The 18,161-nt window shown below is 39.1% G+C and carries 19 protein-coding genes; 4 read left to right on the top strand and 15 right to left on the bottom strand.

The genetic code is table 11. The features are described 5' to 3' along the window. Positions 1 to 31: 31 nt before the first annotated feature. The 7 genes from pepF to IOC57_RS24025 all read right to left on the bottom strand — a co-directional run bounded on the left by pepF (position 32) and on the right by IOC57_RS24025 (position 8,026). Positions 32 to 1,849 carry an oligoendopeptidase F gene (pepF, locus tag IOC57_RS24055; protein ID WP_207441057.1) on the bottom strand — a complete coding sequence of 606 codons (1,818 nt, stop codon included), beginning with the start codon at positions 1,847 to 1,849 and terminating at the stop codon, positions 32 to 34. Positions 1,850 to 2,038: 189 nt separating this feature from the next. Beyond that, positions 2,039 to 3,247, bottom strand: coding sequence for a competence protein CoiA (locus IOC57_RS24050; RefSeq protein ID WP_207441056.1), 1,209 nt, complete (start codon positions 3,245 to 3,247; stop codon positions 2,039 to 2,041). A gap of 92 nt (positions 3,248 to 3,339) precedes the next feature. Continuing rightward, positions 3,340 to 4,848, bottom strand: coding sequence for a cardiolipin synthase (gene cls / locus IOC57_RS24045; RefSeq protein WP_207441055.1), 1,509 nt, complete (start codon positions 4,846 to 4,848; stop codon positions 3,340 to 3,342). A gap of 113 nt (positions 4,849 to 4,961) precedes the next feature. After that, on the bottom strand, positions 4,962 to 5,630 hold the full coding sequence (mecA, locus tag IOC57_RS24040; protein ID WP_063232180.1) for an adaptor protein MecA: 669 nt from the start codon (positions 5,628 to 5,630) through the stop codon (positions 4,962 to 4,964). Positions 5,631 to 6,113: 483 nt separating this feature from the next. After that, positions 6,114 to 6,509: a transcriptional regulator SpxA gene (gene spxA / locus IOC57_RS24035; protein ID WP_034314502.1), complete on the bottom strand. Its 396-nt coding sequence runs from the start codon at positions 6,507 to 6,509 to the stop codon at positions 6,114 to 6,116. Positions 6,510 to 7,061: 552 nt separating this feature from the next. Next, positions 7,062 to 7,250, bottom strand: coding sequence for a hypothetical protein (locus IOC57_RS24030; RefSeq protein ID WP_207441054.1), 189 nt, complete (start codon positions 7,248 to 7,250; stop codon positions 7,062 to 7,064). 194 nt (positions 7,251 to 7,444) lie between these two features. Continuing rightward, positions 7,445 to 8,026 carry a GNAT family N-acetyltransferase gene (locus IOC57_RS24025; protein ID WP_207441053.1) on the bottom strand — a complete coding sequence of 194 codons (582 nt, stop codon included), beginning with the start codon at positions 8,024 to 8,026 and terminating at the stop codon, positions 7,445 to 7,447. Positions 8,027 to 8,122: 96 nt separating this feature from the next. Between IOC57_RS24025 and IOC57_RS24020 the strand changes: the two genes are divergently transcribed. After that, the gene (locus IOC57_RS24020; RefSeq protein ID WP_207441052.1) at positions 8,123 to 8,311 is read left to right on the top strand and encodes a hypothetical protein; all 189 of its coding nucleotides are present in this window, start codon (positions 8,123 to 8,125) and stop codon (positions 8,309 to 8,311) included. Between the two features lie 51 nt (positions 8,312 to 8,362). On the opposite strand, the gene IOC57_RS24015 is transcribed toward IOC57_RS24020, so the two are convergent. After that, the gene (locus IOC57_RS24015; RefSeq protein ID WP_207441051.1) at positions 8,363 to 9,541 is read right to left on the bottom strand and encodes a putative glycoside hydrolase; all 1,179 of its coding nucleotides are present in this window, start codon (positions 9,539 to 9,541) and stop codon (positions 8,363 to 8,365) included. A gap of 535 nt (positions 9,542 to 10,076) precedes the next feature. On the opposite strand from IOC57_RS24015, the gene trpS reads away from it, so the two are divergent. After that, on the top strand, positions 10,077 to 11,063 hold the full coding sequence (gene trpS, locus IOC57_RS24010) for a tryptophan--tRNA ligase (RefSeq protein ID WP_207441050.1): 987 nt from the start codon (positions 10,077 to 10,079) through the stop codon (positions 11,061 to 11,063). A gap of 35 nt (positions 11,064 to 11,098) precedes the next feature. Here the strand turns inward: trpS and IOC57_RS24005 are convergent, their stop codons facing one another. The 4 genes from IOC57_RS24005 to IOC57_RS23990 all read right to left on the bottom strand — a co-directional run bounded on the left by IOC57_RS24005 (position 11,099) and on the right by IOC57_RS23990 (position 15,091). Next, complete coding sequence (locus IOC57_RS24005; protein WP_207441058.1) at positions 11,099 to 11,854, bottom strand: YjbA family protein; 756 nt, start codon at positions 11,852 to 11,854, stop codon at positions 11,099 to 11,101. Positions 11,855 to 11,962: 108 nt separating this feature from the next. Then, positions 11,963 to 12,730: a DUF2268 domain-containing putative Zn-dependent protease gene (locus tag IOC57_RS24000; protein ID WP_207441049.1), complete on the bottom strand. Its 768-nt coding sequence runs from the start codon at positions 12,728 to 12,730 to the stop codon at positions 11,963 to 11,965. A gap of 136 nt (positions 12,731 to 12,866) precedes the next feature. Continuing rightward, on the bottom strand, positions 12,867 to 14,105 hold the full coding sequence (fabF, locus tag IOC57_RS23995) for a beta-ketoacyl-ACP synthase II (RefSeq protein ID WP_207441048.1): 1,239 nt from the start codon (positions 14,103 to 14,105) through the stop codon (positions 12,867 to 12,869). Between the two features lie 50 nt (positions 14,106 to 14,155). Further along, a complete protein-coding gene (locus IOC57_RS23990; RefSeq protein ID WP_207441047.1) occupies positions 14,156 to 15,091 on the bottom strand; it encodes a beta-ketoacyl-ACP synthase III in 936 nt (311 codons plus the stop codon). A gap of 201 nt (positions 15,092 to 15,292) precedes the next feature. On the opposite strand from IOC57_RS23990, the gene IOC57_RS23985 reads away from it, so the two are divergent. Then, positions 15,293 to 15,514, top strand: a complete 222-nt coding sequence (locus IOC57_RS23985; RefSeq protein WP_207441046.1) for a hypothetical protein — start codon at positions 15,293 to 15,295, stop codon at positions 15,512 to 15,514. A 42-nt stretch (positions 15,515 to 15,556) separates the two neighbouring features. On the opposite strand, the gene IOC57_RS23980 is transcribed toward IOC57_RS23985, so the two are convergent. From IOC57_RS23980 to IOC57_RS23970, 3 genes are all read right to left on the bottom strand, one after another. Then, positions 15,557 to 15,739, bottom strand: coding sequence for a ComZ family protein (locus IOC57_RS23980; RefSeq protein WP_034314525.1), 183 nt, complete (start codon positions 15,737 to 15,739; stop codon positions 15,557 to 15,559). 238 nt (positions 15,740 to 15,977) lie between these two features. Next, positions 15,978 to 16,811 carry a Rossmann-fold NAD(P)-binding domain-containing protein gene (locus tag IOC57_RS23975; RefSeq protein ID WP_207441045.1) on the bottom strand — a complete coding sequence of 278 codons (834 nt, stop codon included), beginning with the start codon at positions 16,809 to 16,811 and terminating at the stop codon, positions 15,978 to 15,980. Between the two features lie 102 nt (positions 16,812 to 16,913). Beyond that, a complete protein-coding gene (locus IOC57_RS23970) occupies positions 16,914 to 17,636 on the bottom strand; it encodes an alpha/beta fold hydrolase (protein ID WP_207441044.1) in 723 nt (240 codons plus the stop codon). Positions 17,637 to 17,933: 297 nt separating this feature from the next. On the opposite strand from IOC57_RS23970, the gene IOC57_RS23965 reads away from it, so the two are divergent. Beyond that, positions 17,934 to 18,125 carry a YjzD family protein gene (locus tag IOC57_RS23965; protein ID WP_207441043.1) on the top strand — a complete coding sequence of 64 codons (192 nt, stop codon included), beginning with the start codon at positions 17,934 to 17,936 and terminating at the stop codon, positions 18,123 to 18,125. Positions 18,126 to 18,161: the final 36 nt, after the last annotated feature.

Below are 18,161 nucleotides of genomic sequence, written 5' to 3'. Positions count from 1 at the left end.
GGACCCGATGTGCTCGGGTCCCTTCCACATCCTATTTATTCAAAAGCTCTTCCAACTCATTTAATTTTTCCTCGAAAACATTCATGGCTTCTTGCACTGGCTCGGATTTTGTCATATCGACTCCTGCCTTTTTGAGTACTTCAATCGGATAATCGGAACTTCCTGACTTCAAGAACTCCAGATACCTTTTGACAGCAGGCTCCCCTTCTTCAAGGATTTGCTTGCTCAATGCCGTTGCTGCACTGATTCCAGTTGCATATTGATAAACATAGTAATTATAGTAGAAGTGAGGAATACGAGCCCATTCCAAACCGATTTCTTCATCAATGGTCACGTTCTCGCCAAAGTATTTCTTGTTCAACTCATAATATTCCTTAGTAAGCATATCCGCTGTCAATGCTTCACCATTTTGAGCCTTTAAATGAATGGTATGTTCAAACTCTGCAAACATCGTTTGTCTGAACAATGTGCCACGGAAACCTTCCAGGTAATGATTCAATAAATAGATGCGTTTCTTTTCATCTTCGATTGAATTCAGTAAATAATCATTCAACAGGTTTTCATTACAAGTCGATGCAACTTCCGCTACAAATATTGAATAATTCCCGTATGGATATGGCTGATATTTACGTGTATAGTAGCTATGGACCGAATGCCCAAACTCATGAACGAGCGTGAATAAGTTATTGACGTTATTTTGCCAATTCATTAAAATATAGGGATTCGTCCCGTATGTACCAGAAGAATAGGCACCGCTTCGTTTCCCTTTGTTTTCATGCACATCGACCCAACGGTTTTCAAATCCCTCTTTCAAAACGTTCAAATAGTCCTTCCCAAGCGGAGCAAGACCTTTAAGGACATAATCTTTGGCCTCGTCATATGTCACTTCCATCTTCACTTCTTTAACAAGAGGAGTGAATAGATCATACATATGAAGTTCATCTAATTGCAGTACTTTTTTACGCAAATCAAGATAACGGTGCAGTAATGGTAAATTGTCATTGACCGTTTTAACGAGATTATCATATACGGTCTCCGGAATGTTATTATTACTTAACGCCGCTTGGCGTGCTGAATCATATTTTCGAACCGTGGCATTGAAGTTGTGGTTTTTCACCTCACCTGACAGGGTTGAAGCAAATGTATTACGGAACTCCCCGTACTTGCTGTATACCCCTTTAAATGCCTCCTCACGTACACGGCGATCTTCACTCTCAAGAAAACTGATGTACCTTCCGTGAGTTATTTCCACTTCATTTCCCTCTTCATCCTTGATGGTCGGGAATTTCAAATCGGCATTGTTAAGCATTCCGAATGTATTGCCCGATGCATCGAGCACTTCTGATGCTTGTGCCAATAATTCTTCCTGCTCCGCAGATAAGATGTGGGGTCTCTGAAGATTAATTTCCTCTAAAGAATGTTTATATAATTTCAATTCTTCCTTTTCTTCCAAAAACCCTGCCATTCTGCTTTCCTCAACGCTCAATAGTTCAGGAACCATATATGAAAACGCAGCCGCTGCCTGGGCGTATAAAGCTTTTGCCCGATCCTCCATCCCTTGATAAAAAGGATTGGTCGTATCTTGATCATTGCGCATATGTGAATAAGAATAAACTTTCCCTAGCTTCTCGAATACTTCATCTTGGAGTTGAAGGGCCGCAAATAATTTTTCTGCGCTTTCTCCCAACGTCCCTTTATGTGCCTCCGCTTTCTTGAGGTCTTCCTTTACCGCTTTGAAGGCAGCTTCCCAATCTTCCTCTGTTGTGAAGATATCTTCCAGTCTCCAAGTATCTTCAGGAGCTATTTCACTTCTTGTGGGTAATGTATTCGCTTTTGTTTCCTGTGCCATAAAAAATTCCTCCCCATTCTATAGAAACTTGCCATTGGGATAACTCGTTAAACCGGATTGAACGCCGCAATACTTCATTCGGCGTTCATTCTTTCTTAAAGTTTTTAATTCCCAGTTCTTATTACTATTTCTCCATTCACAAAAATAATCCTGCCATTTCATCTGAATTCAAGATAAATAGAGATGTTATCACTGATTATACTGGATATTCCCCTTTTCCATCATCAAATTATGCTTATCATAGAAATTTTTTTCCAAAATTTGAGCTTGGTCACTGGTTAAGGGAGGAGTAAATTCCTTTTCAACTTTAAAAACCCCTTCTTCCAGCTTGGATAGATAACCCAACCGCTCTAAAAACATGATATATTGACCGACTGGATACTCGATGGTTTTTTCATGAAGCAATGGCAGCGTTCTGAACTTTATTTCCCCTTTTATTGAACGCTTTCTGAAAATGTGGATAATATCAGCCATAGCAATCTTTTCCCCTGTTCTTTTCTCTTGAAACACATCCATGTATAGCCATGCCTGCCATTCGATCGAGGTAGTTTCGATCAACAGCATCCCTCTGACGGGAACACCCACTTCAATGGGAAGTGTCACAGGTGAAATATGATGTAAATAAAGCCCTTCGAAAAAAGGATCGCATCTGCGTGCTGTTTTCACTCGATTGAGGGACCATCCATTTCGTCTAGATCTCCATGCAGGCAGAAAAGGGAAACGAAAGCAGTTTTGGGGCAATGCCAGACTAGGGGGAAGGAGATTTAAGGAAGCTGTTGTCAATTCTGCAAAGACGGTTCTAGGGGTAAAAGGAGTGAGGTTCTTCAATACTGATAAATGATCAGTTTCGGGGCAATACATCCAAATAAACGGATGATGGAAGCTGCCGGTGACGAAGAGCCACTGGAAGCGGGATAAACTGAATTCATACAAGCTTTTCCTTTTTAAGAGTTTTGCAGCGAGGATCCAGATTGGCTTGATGCCTATGCTTTGGTAGGCTCTTGTCCTTTCCATGAATTCAACTTCGGGGATAATTGAGCATTGAAATTCAATTGCATAGCGATCACCTCCTATCCTAGCTAAAATATCAGCTCTTTTCTTAATTTCGGGAAGGTAGGCCTCTAGATCAACTTGATAACCATGTGATAACAACCACTGAAACAATTTTCTTTTTCCCATTAAATGATAGGCGGATTCCGGTTCTGAAAAAGCACGGCATGAAGAATGATTTTTATGGGCGAAATGCGGGATCCTGACGCTTCCCGCTTTGATGGTCATTTCCATCTTGCAGCATGGACAGTAATAATCTGCTGACTTTCTCCATTCATCAATCACGTTTGCCGGTATCTTTTCAGGGAGGGTAATCCATGTCCCATCTTTCTTTATCGCAGTTAGCATAAATCTCCTCCTCATCCATTACATTCGCCTGCTTCGCTTAAGATTCCTTTTTATCCAAAAAAAAAATGCCTGATCGGCATAAAGGATGGTATCTAAAGAAGGGGGGAAAGCAAACGGCAAGTGGACTCCAATACTTTCAAACCAAAATTCCGTTTGGAAAACGCATCGACCTTCACTTCTTGAGATACCCTTATATCTTCCAAAAAATGATTCACCAGCTGCTGAGTACTTTCCGTCCGGTAGAGAAAAGCATTGACTTCGAAATTCAGGTGAAAGCTTCTCATATCCATATTGGTTGTCCCAATTGATGCCAGTTGGTCATCAACGATGATGATTTTACTATGCATGAAGCCTTCATTATATTGGAATATACGAACTCCGGAAGCAAGCAATTCGGGAAAATAAGATCTCGAAGCATGAAATACGATACGTTTATCGGGGTTCTTTGGGACGAGCAACCTGACATCCAAACCACTTAAAGAAGCCACCTTCAACGCTTGTAAGATATCGTCATCAGGAACGAAATACGGGGAGGCAATCCAGACGGACTTTTCTGCTGAAGTGATCATCTTAAAAAAAATGCTTTTAATGATCGTCCACTCACTATCCGGCCCGCCGCCAATCAACTGAACTCCGCCATGTCCGTGATGGTTCGGCAGGCCTGCCATGAGATATTCCTCACTTAAAAAACTATTATTGGTGCTATAATACCAATCCTGCAGAAATATGAGCTGTAACGTCCTGACCGCTTCCCCCTTTATGATAAGATGCGTATCCCGCCAAGAACCGAATCTCTGATCTTGTCCCAAATATTCATCCCCAATATTAAGGCCGCCGATGAAACCGACCGAACCATCAATCACAATTATTTTACGATGGTTACGAAAGTTGAATTTATTATTTAATAAAGGGAGATACAACGGGCCAAAGGCCACCATTTCGGCTCCCGCATTCCTCAGTTCATCGATATAAGAGCGAGCTAACTTCCAAGAACCAACTGCATCATAGAGGAATCTGACCTCTACCCCTTCTTTTACTTTTTGTATCAAGATGTCCTTCAGCAGACCGCCAATTCGGTCATCCCTCACAATATAATATTCTAAATGGATATGATGTCTGGCTTTTTTTAATTCTTCGATGATATTGGAAAATGTCTCCTCACCATTCCTTAAAACACGGGTTTCAGTCGTAAATGAAATAGGGCTATTCCCCAGCCTATTTGCAAGATTGATTAACTGCTGAGGATTCTCGCCCATTTCCTTAATTCGTTCATTATATTCCGCATCACCGCTTATTTTCACGAAGCTCTGTTTATCCAAAAAGTACTTCTTGCGAAATATCCTTTCTTTCCGAAAATTACGGCCAAACAAAAAGTAAAAAATGAAACCGATGAATGGAAAGGCGCCAAAAATAACAAGCCATGTTATAGTCTGGATGGGATCCCGGTTTTCCAGGAAAATGTTGAATCCAATTATCACCAAGAAAAGAGTCAATATGAGGCTAGAATAAAAAATCAGCCTGCCATCGACGCCATTTATTAGAAAATACCAAGTGCTGACCAACAAGAGAATAAGCAGACCGATGCCAACTATATCCTTCACCTAGACTACCTCCAATTAACAAACACAGGCACATTTAAAAACCTCCCTGTTAAGGTAAAAACATTTATTCTTGGACGAAAAGGCCGATTTCTACTGAAATCGGCCTCAACAGTCTATGCGAAATATTTATCGACCGTTGTGAATACATCATTTTCGATAACTATCTTCCCGTACTCTTCAAGCATGTGCACGGTTATTGGTGACTCCTGACTATACTCCAATAAAAGGCTTAGAACATTATCGATTTCTTCCTCATCAATCTCCGCTTCGGAAAATTCGATATAAAGATAATATTTATTCTGATAAACATAAAGTTTTGTCGTCCAGTCATCCAAGCCATGACGCTTACTTAATGAAATGACATCTTCAAAATCCTCGAAAATCGTGATGAATTCGATCATACCATCTTCGAATGTCATACCGCTTTCTTCATCTTTACCATGAAAATGTTGATCAAGAAGCGTATCCATCTTGTCTGATACATTCAAATCCCTTAACTTATCATCTGAAAGAGGCAGCTCGAGTTTCTGACCATCTTTGGCAAGCTGGGCTTTTGTGACCAAAACTTCCAAGCCTTTTTCAAGGGCTTGAACTTGAATCCATAAAGGTCCTTCAATCATGAATTCTTCTTCTTGATGCACTTCATCCATCATTTCCCAAAAAAGTTCTTCACTTCGTTCGCGACTGTACCAAATTTCTTCGCGATCAAAGCCTCTTTCCTCAATATCTATATAGGAAATATAAAATTTAACTGTATCGTCATTAATGCGTTCGATTTCCATGATTCCCCTCTCCCTTCCTTTCTCATTTTGAAGGGATAATAACCCCCAAGCGAAAATTGCTCTTAAAAGCTCTTTACCCGTAAGTGAATACTGTAAATCATGATAGTCATTAAAACAGACTATTTTACATCATTTTATGACAAAACCTTGAAGAAGGGAAATAAAAAACATTACTTATCTAAAAAACAATTGTTTGCCTAATATTCCATTCATTCTATAAAAAAATTCATCCTCATGCAACTATCATAATGCTTTACTCCGTTTTAATCTTACAGAGGTTAATTCCTTATTATATACATGACATGATGAGCTGCATTCTTATTTTTTCTTTAAATGATGAGTGGTTCAAGGAACTGATGCAGCTCAGACACCTCTGCTATCGCCTATGCATCCAGTTTTGTTCCCCGTCATTTAGTTAAAAAAATCAGCGGATATATAAAGAAAAAGCCCTGCACATTTCCTGGCAGAGCTTGAAAGACCTTATTAGTTAACCATACGTTGTGCTTCCCGTAACTGGAAAGTACGAACTTTACGCGGTAAAAAGCGTCTTATCTCATCTTCGTTATAACCAACTTGAAGCCGTTTCTCATCAAGGATAATTGGACGTCTCAACAGACCTGGATTCTCCTTGATCAATTTATATAATTCTTGAAGAGGCAGACTCTCTAAATTTACGTTTAACTTTTGGAAAGTTTTTGACCGTGTTGAAATGATTTCATCCGTTCCATCTTCTGTCATTCGAAGAATTTCTTTAATCTCATCAATCGTTAACGGTTCTGAAAAAATGTTTCTTTCTTTATATCCAATCTCATGTTCCTCTAACCATGCTTTTGCTTTTCTACATGAAGTACAACTAGGTGATGTATATAATGTTACCATGTTTACTCACACTCCCTAAATATAGAATCGGTGATCTATGAGGGGAAATCTACTATTAGTATTCATAAGTACCACTCTAATTTGAAATAATTTTAAATAAGTAATTCACTTTCTTTATTATACACTAATTTATTTAAAATGAATACCCTTTTTGATATTTGGAAAAATCCTTTTAAACTTCTAGTTTTGCCTGTACTATAGCTATTTCCGTTTTTTATGTAATACATTAAAACCGCTTTTTCTAATTGAAAATACCTACCTACCATTCTCATTTAACTCTCAATACGGCCCTCATGATTTTTTAATTATCTCGTTACTTTTATTTACCCCCAATCTTTGTCAATAAACAAGATCATGTTAATATATTTTCTTTAATAAAAAGCAAATTCCTCCTTTTACAAGAAAAACCATTCTTTTAGCACATTTATTTCCAAAAGCAAAAAGGTAATTTGAAAAAAGCAGCGATAAGGGGGCAGTCTACCTTCCAAGAAGTTATAGATATTCATGTCCCTGCAAAATATGCACAATAGGAAAAGACAGTTTGCCTACGATCTAAAAAGCGGTCCAGTTGATGTCAGAAATCCGCTCCCTTTCCGCCGACTGCCTACCAAGCCTCATCAAACCAAGCACCTGCAGGGGCTCGGCATGCCAGTTATTCGGCAGAGTGCCGCCAATTTCTTCAATCCAATAAGAGTTATAGTAAAATAACATGAAGGATACTCTAGTCTTATTTAAAATCATGTTCGGAGTAAAACCATTCCGGACCTCCTTTTTCGACCATTTCTATGAAAAGACAGTTTGCCTCAATTTTTCTTTTAAAAATGATCCGGTTGTTTTCTGCTGGAGCATTTTTTCGGCCGTTCACATAATTTTTGTCCTTTACCGTACTTTTTCGACAAACTAAAAAGGGCTGGTGAACAACCGGCCCTTTTTTCTCAAACTTCCATCTCTTTAAAAATATCCGTTTCCTGACCTGCCTTCATGCTTAGTACATCTTCTACATCTTGATAAGATTTCCCATAAAGATCATCATCTTTGTAAGTATGGATTTCAGAATAAATCTCTTTCATGAAATCAAATACTTCTTCTTCATCAACAGATGGATTTGCAGGCCAATATAATATTTCCATAGGCGTATTCTCCTTGGTCGCAAGTGATTTTCTGCTATAGGAAATCGAAGAGGCATGCTTGAATCCTTCCCTTTTATAAAATTTCAGCCTTTTAAATGTATCATCATCATTTTCTTGAACTGGTTCTACTTCCAGCAAGATCGTTTTCTGCTTTTTTTGCAATTTTTGAATCAATTTCCTTCCTAGTCCCTGCCCCCTTGATTTCTTGGATACAAAAAGGTAATCAACGAATATAAACTCTTCCCCTTCCACATACAATAAAACATGGTCAGGACCTTCATCCTTTTTATATATTTCCTGCTTATCTTCTAAAAGAACTTCTATATGTTCTTTGGATTTCATTTCTTCAATAGGGAAATACTGGTTTAATTTTTCGTACCAATTCATAATTTAATCTCCTCATTTGCTAGTTTATACTTTCCAGATTTTTTCTTATCCACTACAATGGAACTTGAATAGCTTGAAAATATTAGGGGGTTTTTGATGATTAGTTACTTTTTGGACTTTTTTTTAGTCGCCGCTTGCGTTATTGGCATTACAGCTGTGAATGGCATTGTGACGAATGGCATCGGCGAAAAATGGTTTGGCGGGAAACGTCACTCTCATATTTTCGATCAATCGAAACGAATTCAGTCAGGGTGGAGTCAAGTTGGCGGGAATAAAAAGCGGTAATTCAGAGAGAAATTGGATGACCGGAAGGATCTTCCAAGGTCATCCTTTTTTTTATGGGGTATAGTCTACTCCCTTTGTATATCGATTTGCTGCATTCCATAATAAATATTCATTTATACCATTATCATTCAATGCTTTTATTTGGGCTTCCACTTCTTCCTTACCATACCTTTGGTAATTCCCCTCACCTAAATATGAGGCAGTAAAATCTTGTAGCCACGGTCTTGAAGTAGGTGGTGTTTTTAATTCCTTCAGCTTCCCGTTCTCCAATTTCGCATATTCCTTAACGAGATTATAAGGCTCCAAATCAGGCTTATCGATACCAAAATAAGATGTCCAGTGACTTGGATAGATCATCGAGGAAATTACATCGACATTCTCAGAGATTTTTGTGAAGTTTTGCCCAATTCCGGGAGCTTCAGGCAATGTTGCCGCGTATCCAAAAATATCGACTGACACTTCCACACCATATGGCTCCAGTTGTTTCCTCGCATAACTCACGAAATCTGTCACCGCCTGAACCCTTTTGGCTGTATGACTCACTTTCGCTTCATCATATTCACCGACATCATATTTCAAATCTTCTTCTTTATTTTCGAATCCTTCAGGAAAACGGACATAGTCAAATTGAATTTCTTTAAACCCCATCTTTGCCGCTTCAATGGCAATACCGACATTATAATCCCACACTTCTTTTAAGAATGGGTTAACGAAGGCTTCCCCCCGACCATTCTTCCATACCGTTTCACCATCTAAAAATGATAATTCAGGCTTTTCTTTAGCCAGAAGGGAATCTTTAAAGACGACTACCCTTGCAATCGGATAAATCTGTTTATCCTCAAATTTTTTAAGCATTGCCCTTGGGTTTTTTATGTAGTCTTTACCAATCCCAGCATATGGAGAATCGGGATCCTCGGTTTTAAACGTAACGTTCCCCCTGTCATCCTTAATGTCAATGACCATCGCATTCAAATCGGTTTCATCTACATACTTAATTAGTTCATTCAATTTATTGCCACCCGCTGCAGGTCCGGTCACATATATTCCGCGCACAGCATCCGGATAGCCGAATTTCAGCCCCGAATCAAAGACAAAACGCGGTACGCTCACAGGCAATTCTTTATTTTCTAATGCCACCTGCCTGGTTTCGTTCATGCCTTGTGCATGAACAGGCTGTTGAATCAGGAATATGCACATACCTGTCATCAACCATCTACACATTGGTTTCATTTTCTCCACCCCATTCGCCTTCAGTCTTCAATATTCAACAAATATAATAAACCCCTTTCTTTAATACCACAAACAATTAACTTTACTCCTATATCTTATAAATAATTAAAAAACCTGCCTTACTAAGTTTTAGCTCTAAGAATACGTTCACAATCTTGTATTCCCTTGTGAGTATCCTTCCCTAAAATGGTCTGCTCATTGTGATATATGTTAAACGGTTTGATTTTCCTTGAACCTTTCATTTCTTCCATAAAAAAAAGGCACGGAAATTCGGTTCTATTTGCTTGATTGCCGTTTCGATTATACATTTATTATGAATAAATGCTAAAATACAGTATAGTGGACATTTCGTATTCTCAAAATGGCATCGATACAGGACAAAACGGCCCTCCACAAGATTTAAATGAGTGTTTCCCCATCACGGGAATATACACATTTCTTTCAAAGAAAGTGGATTCATTTTCTATTTATCCTTACAATAATGAAGAGCGAATATCCATTTATCAATAAACGCAATTAGAGGAGTGACTAGCAGTTGAAAAGGATTTTCTCCGGCATTCAGCCATCCGGTTCCGTTACTTTAGGAAATTACATCGGAGCCATGAAACAATTCGTTAACTTACAAAATGAATATGAATGTTTCTTTTGTATTGTTGACCAGCATGCAATTACAGTTCCACAAGATCGCATAAAGTTAAGGAAAAACATCAAAACATTGGCCGCTCTTTATTTGGCCATTGGCCTGGATCCTGAAAAGAATACCATCTTCATTCAATCTGAAGTACCAGCGCATGCTCAGGCGGGCTGGATTTTACAAAGTATCTCCTATATTGGTGAACTTGAGAGAATGACGCAATTTAAGGACAAATCCGCCGGCAAAGAAGGGGTATCCGCAGCATTGCTAACATACCCGCCGTTGATGGCTGCCGATATTCTCCTTTATAGTACAGATGTGGTTCCTGTCGGGGAAGATCAAAGACAGCATCTTGAATTGACACGCAATTTGGCTGAACGGTTCAATAAAAAGCATAATGATATATTTAAGATCCCGGAAATCAGCCTCCCTACAGAAGGGGCACGTATCATGTCCCTTCAAGAACCAACCAAGAAAATGAGCAAATCTGATCCTAATAAAAAGGCAACGATTGCCCTATTGGATGATCCGAAACAAATCGAAAAAAACATCAAGAGCGCAGTTACCGATTCGGAAGGAATTGTCCGCTACGATAAGGAAAACAAAGCGGGTGTTTCCAACCTGATGTCCATATACTCCATCTTCAGTGGAAAATCTTATTCAGAAATTGAAGAGATGTATGAAGGTAAGGGTTATGGTGACTTTAAAAGTGATTTGGCTGAGGTGGTTCTTGGAGAAATCCTACCAATCCAGGAACGCTATAATGAATTGATCAATTCGCCTGAATTGGATGAAATTCTGGACCGCGGTGCAGAAAAGGCGAACTTTGAAGCCAATAAAATGATTAGAAAAATGTATAATGGCATGGGACTTGGCAGAAAGAGATAAAAAAAGGACGATCCTCAACGGATCGTCTTTTTTGTTCATAATATTGATGGACTATCCCCAGCCTCCACTTGCCAGAGCTTTTCAAAAAAAGGCTGCCCCTTCACAAGGTTTTCACAAAGTTGAAGGTGCTTCTCTGACCAGCCTTCCTTCATTTCTTCATATAACTCAAGCCAAGCTATCTGAAAATCCATTCCTTGAATGCTTTCATATTTCTCAGGGGCCCATTCTGTATACCAATAGCGGATTTCAGCAGTGTTTTTAGCCGTGAATAATTGGTCCATCGCCATGAATAGCAATTGCTTAAGCTGTCTTTCTTTTCTTGTCAAACCGTTCATGAATAAGGGAGACGGCGACAAAATATGATATTCTTTCTCAGATGTAGGTTTTTCAGTAAAGGTGTAATCCATCTCATCATGGTTTTCTATCATGTCATAAACAATTTGTTCCTGCCGGGGAATTATTCTGCTTTTCCTAATCGGAATATGATAACCTATCGTATCAACAGCTAAAATTCCATTTCCGTCAGTCACGATAAAACAATAGTCAAGCTGAATTCGTTCATGATTTTTCCTTGCATATGCTTTTTGATACACATCATTCAGCAATGGCTTAGGTAATTCTGACAAGTCGTTTTCTATGTAGTGGAACAATGTTGATGACACTTTCAACAAAGGAACTTGATCTAGTAGTTCAATCCCATCATCCTTCCTCCATTCATGAAAATGACAAATATTATAGCCGTTTTCTTCTCCTTCAAACCAGTTAACCCATACATCATGAAGATATAGCATCATTCATCCCTCACTTAAACAAATTTCTGTTTGTCAATCAGTATAGGCAGGAAGCATACAATTTATTCCTATTCCACAAAACAGATTAAGAAAAAAAGAACATATATATTAACTCTTTTTTGATAGGAATTCTTCAGATTGAATACTGAATGATTTTTTCACAGAGAGTTTTTCGGATTTTTTCACCAGATTATAGCCACTACAGTATCCAAGCATATATGGATATCCTTTCATCCCAAGCAGAAGTACATCATGAAGAGGATCTGTACGTTTTACCATGTGCTTTTCCTCTAAATGCTTACTCCAAAATTCTCGTAGTTTATCTTCCTGATATAACTTAGTCCATTTCGCTAAAAATTTTGCTCCTAAATATTTTCCCACCGTTCTTTCCGCCAGTCCCTCCATGATCATCGTATCCAGGAGAGTGAATTCTTTTTGGTCCTTTTTCAAATGATGCAAACGGCAAACATGATGATATTCATGAATCAATAGGGCCTCCATTTCCTTTTCGGCTATTCCCTTTCCGTAAAAAAGGAACAGTTTATCTTTAAATGCCAACCCTGACTTCATTTCAACTTTTTTATTCCATATCCCTGAAGACATGAGTGGAAAAATATATATGGGAACATCAGGCCCGCCCCATAGCTTCTTATAAGCTGTAAACAAGCTATGTGTTTTTTCCCATACATTATTTTCTATTAAGTCTTCCCATGTGAGTTTTGTTTTTTGATTCGGGGAATACATGCCATGTTTCAATAAATGATGATAAATCAGGTCTGCATCAAGGTTGTTGAATGTACTTTTAAGTCTTTCCATCATCTGGACCGGGCGGTTGAAATCCTTCCTCATCCATTCATTGGTTGAAATGACCCCCATTTCCCATCCACCTCCGCTTCTATGGACTATCGTATGATTTAAAGGGGGCGGTTGACACCTTTTATATCCTGGCATTTGCATTTTCCCTTCAACATAAAAAGAGCAGATCCCAAAGAATCTGCCCTTCCGTCAAAACTTATTGAAATTTCTTGAAAAGAATAGTCGCGTTATGTCCACCGAATCCAAGTGAATTGCTGATGGCTGCATTGATTTCGCCCTTCCTTGCTTGATTCGGTACATAGTCTAAATCACACTCAGGGTCTGGTGTTACAATATTGATGGTTGGAGGCAAAATGCTGTCCCTGATTGCCTGAATCGTGAATATTGCTTCCACTCCGCCTGCTGCCCCTAACATATGGCCTGTCATTGATTTAGTGGAACTTATTGCAAGTTTATTAGCATGGTCGCCAAAGACTTCTTTGACTGCCATCGTTTCGTATTTGTCATTGTATGGTGTACTCGTTCCGTGGGCATTCACATATTGGATGTCTTCCGGATTCAAACCTGCATCCTCAATTGCGATTTTCATCGCTCTTGCCCCGCCTTCCCCACCTGGTGCTGGAGCGGTAATATGGAAGGCATCTCCAGTTGAGCCATAACCAGCTATTTCAGCATAAATCTTGGCTCCTCTATTCAATGCATGTTCAAGATCCTCCAGAACGATAATTCCAGCTCCTTCCCCTATTACGAAACCATCACGATTAAGATCAAAAGGACGGCTAGCCGTTTGTGGATCAGGGTTGGTAGATAAAGCCGTATTGGCACAGAAGCCTGCAACCGACATTTTTGTGATTGGAGCTTCGGCCCCGCCTGTGATCATGACATCGGCATCGCCCCGTTGAATGGCCTTAAACGCATCACCAATTGAATTTGTTCCTGTTGCACATGCAGTTACCGTACATGAATTGATTCCTTTAGCACCCAGTAAGATGGAAACCTGGCCGGCTGCCATGTCTGGAATCATCATTGGAACGAAAAATGGGCTCACTCGTTTATATCCTCTATTTAAAAAGTTTTCATGTTGTGTTTCAAGTGTCTCCAGCCCGCCGATGCCCGAACCGATCCAGACCCCGACACGTGCAGCATTTTCATCGGTTATTTCCAGCTTGCTATCATTATATGCCATAACGGAAGCTGCAATTGCATAATGGGTAAAACGGTCCATTTTGCGTGCTTCTTTCCGATTTATATATGTCTCTATATCAAATTCCTTGATTTCAGCAGCCACTTTTACTGGGAATTCTTCAGCATTCAACCGAGTTAAAGGTCCTATTCCTGATTTCCCCTCGATTATATTCTTCCATCCAGTTTCTGCATCATTACCAACTGGAGAGATTGCTCCAATACCTGTTACAACTACACGGCGATTAGTCATTAAAAATGGCTCCTTCCTATTTTTAAAGCTCTTACGTTTTGCTTCTTCCTTTATTTACCCCACCTAAGAGCGATCGCTCCCCATGTAAGGCCACCACCAAAACCGACCATGACGATTAAGTCATTGTCCCTGATTCTTCCTGCTTCCATTTCTTCCACAAGGGCAATTGGAATGGATGCTGATGAGGTATTTCCATATTTATGAATCGTTTTAGTCATTTTTTCAGGCGGGAGATTCAAACGTTCCCTTGAGGCTTCCATAATTCGTATGTTTGCTTGATGCGGGACAAGCAGATCCACATCCTCCTTTGTCAAACCAGCTTTGTCCAATACGCCGAGGCTGGATTCCCCCATCTGACGGACAGCAAATTTAAATACTTCGCGTCCATTCATATGAATGAAATCTCCTTCCTGTAATAAGTGCTTCCCACCAGTTCCATCTGCGCCTAATTCAAAGGAAAGGATTCCTTTGCCATCAGATACAGGTCCAAGTACAGCTGCACCCGCTCCGTCACCAAAAAGTACAGCGGTATTGCGGTCTTCCCAATTGGTTACTTTCGAAAGTTTTTCAACACCGACAATCAATACATGCTTATATGCACCAGTCTGAATAAATTGCTGTGCCGTGATCATTGCATACATAAAACCGGCACATGCAGCACTTACATCCATTGCAGCTGCCTTCATCGCTCCTAATTTCTCTTGAATCATGCAAGCGACAGAAGGAAACGACTGATCAGGTGTAACAGTAGCTACAAGAATTAAATCTATCTCTTCAGCAGAAATTTCCGCATTTTTCAATGCAGCTTTTGCGGCTTCATAAGCCATATCTGATGTATCAATATCATCATTTGCAATTCTTCTTTCCTCAATACCCGTCCTAGTCCGGATCCACTCGTCGGAAGTGTCCATAATTTTTTCTAAATCCGCATTTGTAACGATTTTGTCGGGTAAGTAGCGGCCAAGCCCTAGTATTCCAGCATTCATCTTGCCATCCCCTTATATTTTAATGAGTTATTATAAGCATCTATTATTACCTGGTACTAATTTTATATAAAAAAACACTTCCTTGCAAGAGTTAACAATTTGAAATGCTAAAGAAATCTCTTTCCGAAGTCGGACAAGCGCCTATGCCAGGGGGAATTAGGGACATACATTATTAATAAAAGGAGATAGGAGGAATTTATTATGGACATATTCAATCGCAACACCGAGAGAAACCCGGATGATCATTTTTCGAATTTGATGTTTGGCAGGAAAGCTGAACCTGTGCAAGAGGAATCGAAGGTCGATTACATGCAATTGATGGAGAGCGTCGAAACATTGATGGGCTTATACAGTCAATACAAACCGACCATTGATAAAATTAATCTGAACCCATTGATCGCCAAGTTCTTGAAAAAAGAATAAAAAAATTCAAGGCTGCCCTTTTACCGGACAGCCTGACTTTAATTAACGCTGAGCATCTTGTTTTCCAAGCTCATAAGCTTCTTGCATTACGCTTTTAAAGAGCTCCATGAATGGCTCTGCCATCTCCATTGAGAATGGAATCCCGCTTGCTTCAAGCTTCGCTTTAGCCTCTGGGAAGTACTTCATGGCAATTCCCATAAATTCAAGAGTTTTATCTGAACTCATTCGCTTTTCCCCCTTCTTTTGTGATCATTGTAATGACCAAATTAAGCTCAATATTATCATAATTCTACATGTCCCTCTCGTAAAGGGCACACGTATAAAATCATAAATATCTTTTGAAGTTCATTCCAATCCTTAAACATTATAGTACAAGACATATGGATTAGAGGCAAATATGCAGTTTTGTCCTTCCAGAAATAACGAAAAATTCCGATTTCCTATTTGATTATGGACTCCTCCGTCAATCACGCTTTCTCCATGTTTTAAGTAAGTTTATTCGTTTATTATGTTTTCTTTGTAAAGCAATGCCTTCTTCAGGTTCCAATTTGCTTTGCACTTCAAAAATGGTTCCTTTATTGATTTTAGTTGTTGATTGGGGAGCAACTGAATCCATACTTTCACCAAATATTAACTTGGCACATTTATTCCAATGGTCATCTATACTGCTGCACAATTGGATGTCCCTATCGGAAGATGCGGTGAGCACTGCATCCAAAGCATGAACAAAATCAGTGATGTAGAGAGCATCCCCGGTATATTCGGCAGCAATTGCCGCCTTGATATCAGTCTGTTCAAGCTGATTGATTCCAGCTTCAAAGCTCATGCCTTCCGATTGCCAAGGTCCATAAATCGTCGGTAAAAATATGATTTTTGCAGAGTCTATTCCACAAATCGAGCTTAATATGGACTGAAATATACTGACATCTTTTTCAATGGGCATGAAAAGAACGAAATTTGGCGTTTCATTCTTGCCATTTTTTTTGCATTTCTCAATGAGAGAAACGATTTCGCCTATTACAAAATCGATTTTCTCCATTTTTCCGCTTTGAATATCGTAACAAGATATGAACACCGTGTCCTCCTGTTTTATATCCAATAATTTAAGTTTATTTATCGGAAAGTATATATAATTTGAATTTCTGCCTATTTCAAGTTCCTTTTCTTCCATAATATATTGATTTGCTCCGGAATCAGCCCAATCGATTCCGATTACTTCCTCACCTTTGTTCAAAAAATATTGAGTCACATAGAATCCCACGAAACGATAAGTGCCAATGACAATGTTTGTTTGCATAAATACAGCCTCCTCGTATGCCATCAAGCCGACTTCATCCGGCACGTCTAGTTTTTTTAGATGCTGTATCGTATGCAAACTACTGTAAAAATATATCTCTTCTCATAAAGTCTCTTCATTCTCATTGAAAAACTTTTGAATTTGATAGGGAATTTTATAACGTTTTTCGGGCAATATATATGTCAGCTGCAAGTCTGCTTTTCTAGCCAGCTGGATTTGCCGATAAAGGGAGGCTTGCTCTTTCCGTAAGCTTCCAAAAACCTGGATCACTTTCATGGGGATATTCTCAGCGATGACCGAATCTTCAGTGTCCAGGATACGCTGTTCACATTCTACCAGATCGAGTTCATATGCGGCAGCGACCTCAGACAGCCACTTTTTATAGAAGAACTTATTTTCCTTTTCTTTTTCCAGTTGTGCTTTCAAGGAAAATACCGGATCGATCAATACGACAGAACGTATTTTATTACCAAGTTCATTCATTAACTTTAATGCAAGGAGCGCTCCTGTGCCCTCTGCCAATATATGAACCCTTTGATTGACTATTTCTTTTTTCATGAAAAGAATATATAGGTCAAGGGAAAGATCTAGTGCTTTAGGGCTACCCCAGTTAGCTCCGTGGAAATTCGATGAAAATAGCGTGTATCCGTAATCCTTTAAATATTCCAATATCTGCAGCCTGCCAGGATGCTGCAGCCAAAAGCTGCTGTCTTTTTCGACAAAATGACTACGGTCTCCAATTACCATTACGGAAAAACCACTGGGCCGCTCTGGATAATAGATGATATTCCATTGGTCATCAATTTGAAAAGTTCGTTGTTCCATCGTTCAAACTCCTTTAAGGAATATTACTACTACTATATTAATTTATGACGAAAAATAGAAAGGGTCAGTGGAAACGCCTAACTTCTTCTCTTAAATTAACCAAGCTGGGGTGATTTTTGTTTTTATTTTTTCCCTATGATTTCCCTTTTGAAGTTTGGAGCCAACTTGTCTGCCAGAAAAAGTTCTCTTATGATTTAATGTATTGAATTATTTAAAGGTTATTATTAAAAACACGTTTTAACTGTATATTAATTATGGTAAGATAAAAATGAATGTAGTGGAATGAGGTGAAATTCGATGCGTTATGCTTGGGCAATTTTTTGGACATTCTTATTAGTGCATATGACTGTATATGTTGTTTCTTCCATGATCGGAGTTTCATACGATGCTGCGCAGGGAACGATTTTAGGATTAGCTGCTGCTATCCTGATTCTTATCATCCCTGCTATCTTGCCTGCTGGGCCAGCTAAGGACTCTCATCAACATTAAGAAGCAAAAAAGGACATCCTTTTAGGATGTCCTTTC

Source organism: Bacillus sp. SD075 (genome assembly GCF_017355165.1).
Lineage (GTDB): Bacteria > Bacillota > Bacilli > Bacillales > DSM-1321 > Peribacillus.
Note: the sequence above shows the minus strand (reverse complement) of the source record. Positions and strands in the feature narration are given on the sequence as shown.

Coding starts and splice junctions, on each gene's coding strand:
- IOC57_RS24030 (WP_207441054.1), bottom strand. CDS start 7,250: ATGATTTTAAATAAGACTAGAGTATCCTTCATGTTATTTTACTATAAC.
- IOC57_RS24025 (WP_207441053.1), bottom strand. CDS start 8,026: ATGAATTGGTACGAAAAATTAAACCAGTATTTCCCTATTGAAGAAATG.
- IOC57_RS24020 (WP_207441052.1), top strand. CDS start 8,123: ATGATTAGTTACTTTTTGGACTTTTTTTTAGTCGCCGCTTGCGTTATT.
- mecA (WP_063232180.1), bottom strand. CDS start 5,630: ATGGAAATCGAACGCATTAATGACGATACAGTTAAATTTTATATTTCC.
- IOC57_RS24050 (WP_207441056.1), bottom strand. CDS start 3,247: ATGCTAACTGCGATAAAGAAAGATGGGACATGGATTACCCTCCCTGAA.
- spxA (WP_034314502.1), bottom strand. CDS start 6,509: ATGGTAACATTATATACATCACCTAGTTGTACTTCATGTAGAAAAGCA.
- IOC57_RS24015 (WP_207441051.1), bottom strand. CDS start 9,541: ATGAAACCAATGTGTAGATGGTTGATGACAGGTATGTGCATATTCCTG.
- IOC57_RS23990 (WP_207441047.1), bottom strand. CDS start 15,091: ATGAATGCTGGAATACTAGGGCTTGGCCGCTACTTACCCGACAAAATC.
- IOC57_RS24000 (WP_207441049.1), bottom strand. CDS start 12,730: ATGGGGGTCATTTCAACCAATGAATGGATGAGGAAGGATTTCAACCGC.
- IOC57_RS23980 (WP_034314525.1), bottom strand. CDS start 15,739: ATGAGTTCAGATAAAACTCTTGAATTTATGGGAATTGCCATGAAGTAC.
- IOC57_RS23970 (WP_207441044.1), bottom strand. CDS start 17,636: ATGGAACAACGAACTTTTCAAATTGATGACCAATGGAATATCATCTAT.
- pepF (WP_207441057.1), bottom strand. CDS start 1,849: ATGGCACAGGAAACAAAAGCGAATACATTACCCACAAGAAGTGAAATA.
- IOC57_RS24005 (WP_207441058.1), bottom strand. CDS start 11,854: ATGCTATATCTTCATGATGTATGGGTTAACTGGTTTGAAGGAGAAGAA.
- fabF (WP_207441048.1), bottom strand. CDS start 14,105: ATGACTAATCGCCGTGTAGTTGTAACAGGTATTGGAGCAATCTCTCCA.
- IOC57_RS23965 (WP_207441043.1), top strand. CDS start 17,934: ATGCGTTATGCTTGGGCAATTTTTTGGACATTCTTATTAGTGCATATG.
- IOC57_RS23985 (WP_207441046.1), top strand. CDS start 15,293: ATGGACATATTCAATCGCAACACCGAGAGAAACCCGGATGATCATTTT.
- IOC57_RS23975 (WP_207441045.1), bottom strand. CDS start 16,811: ATGCAAACAAACATTGTCATTGGCACTTATCGTTTCGTGGGATTCTAT.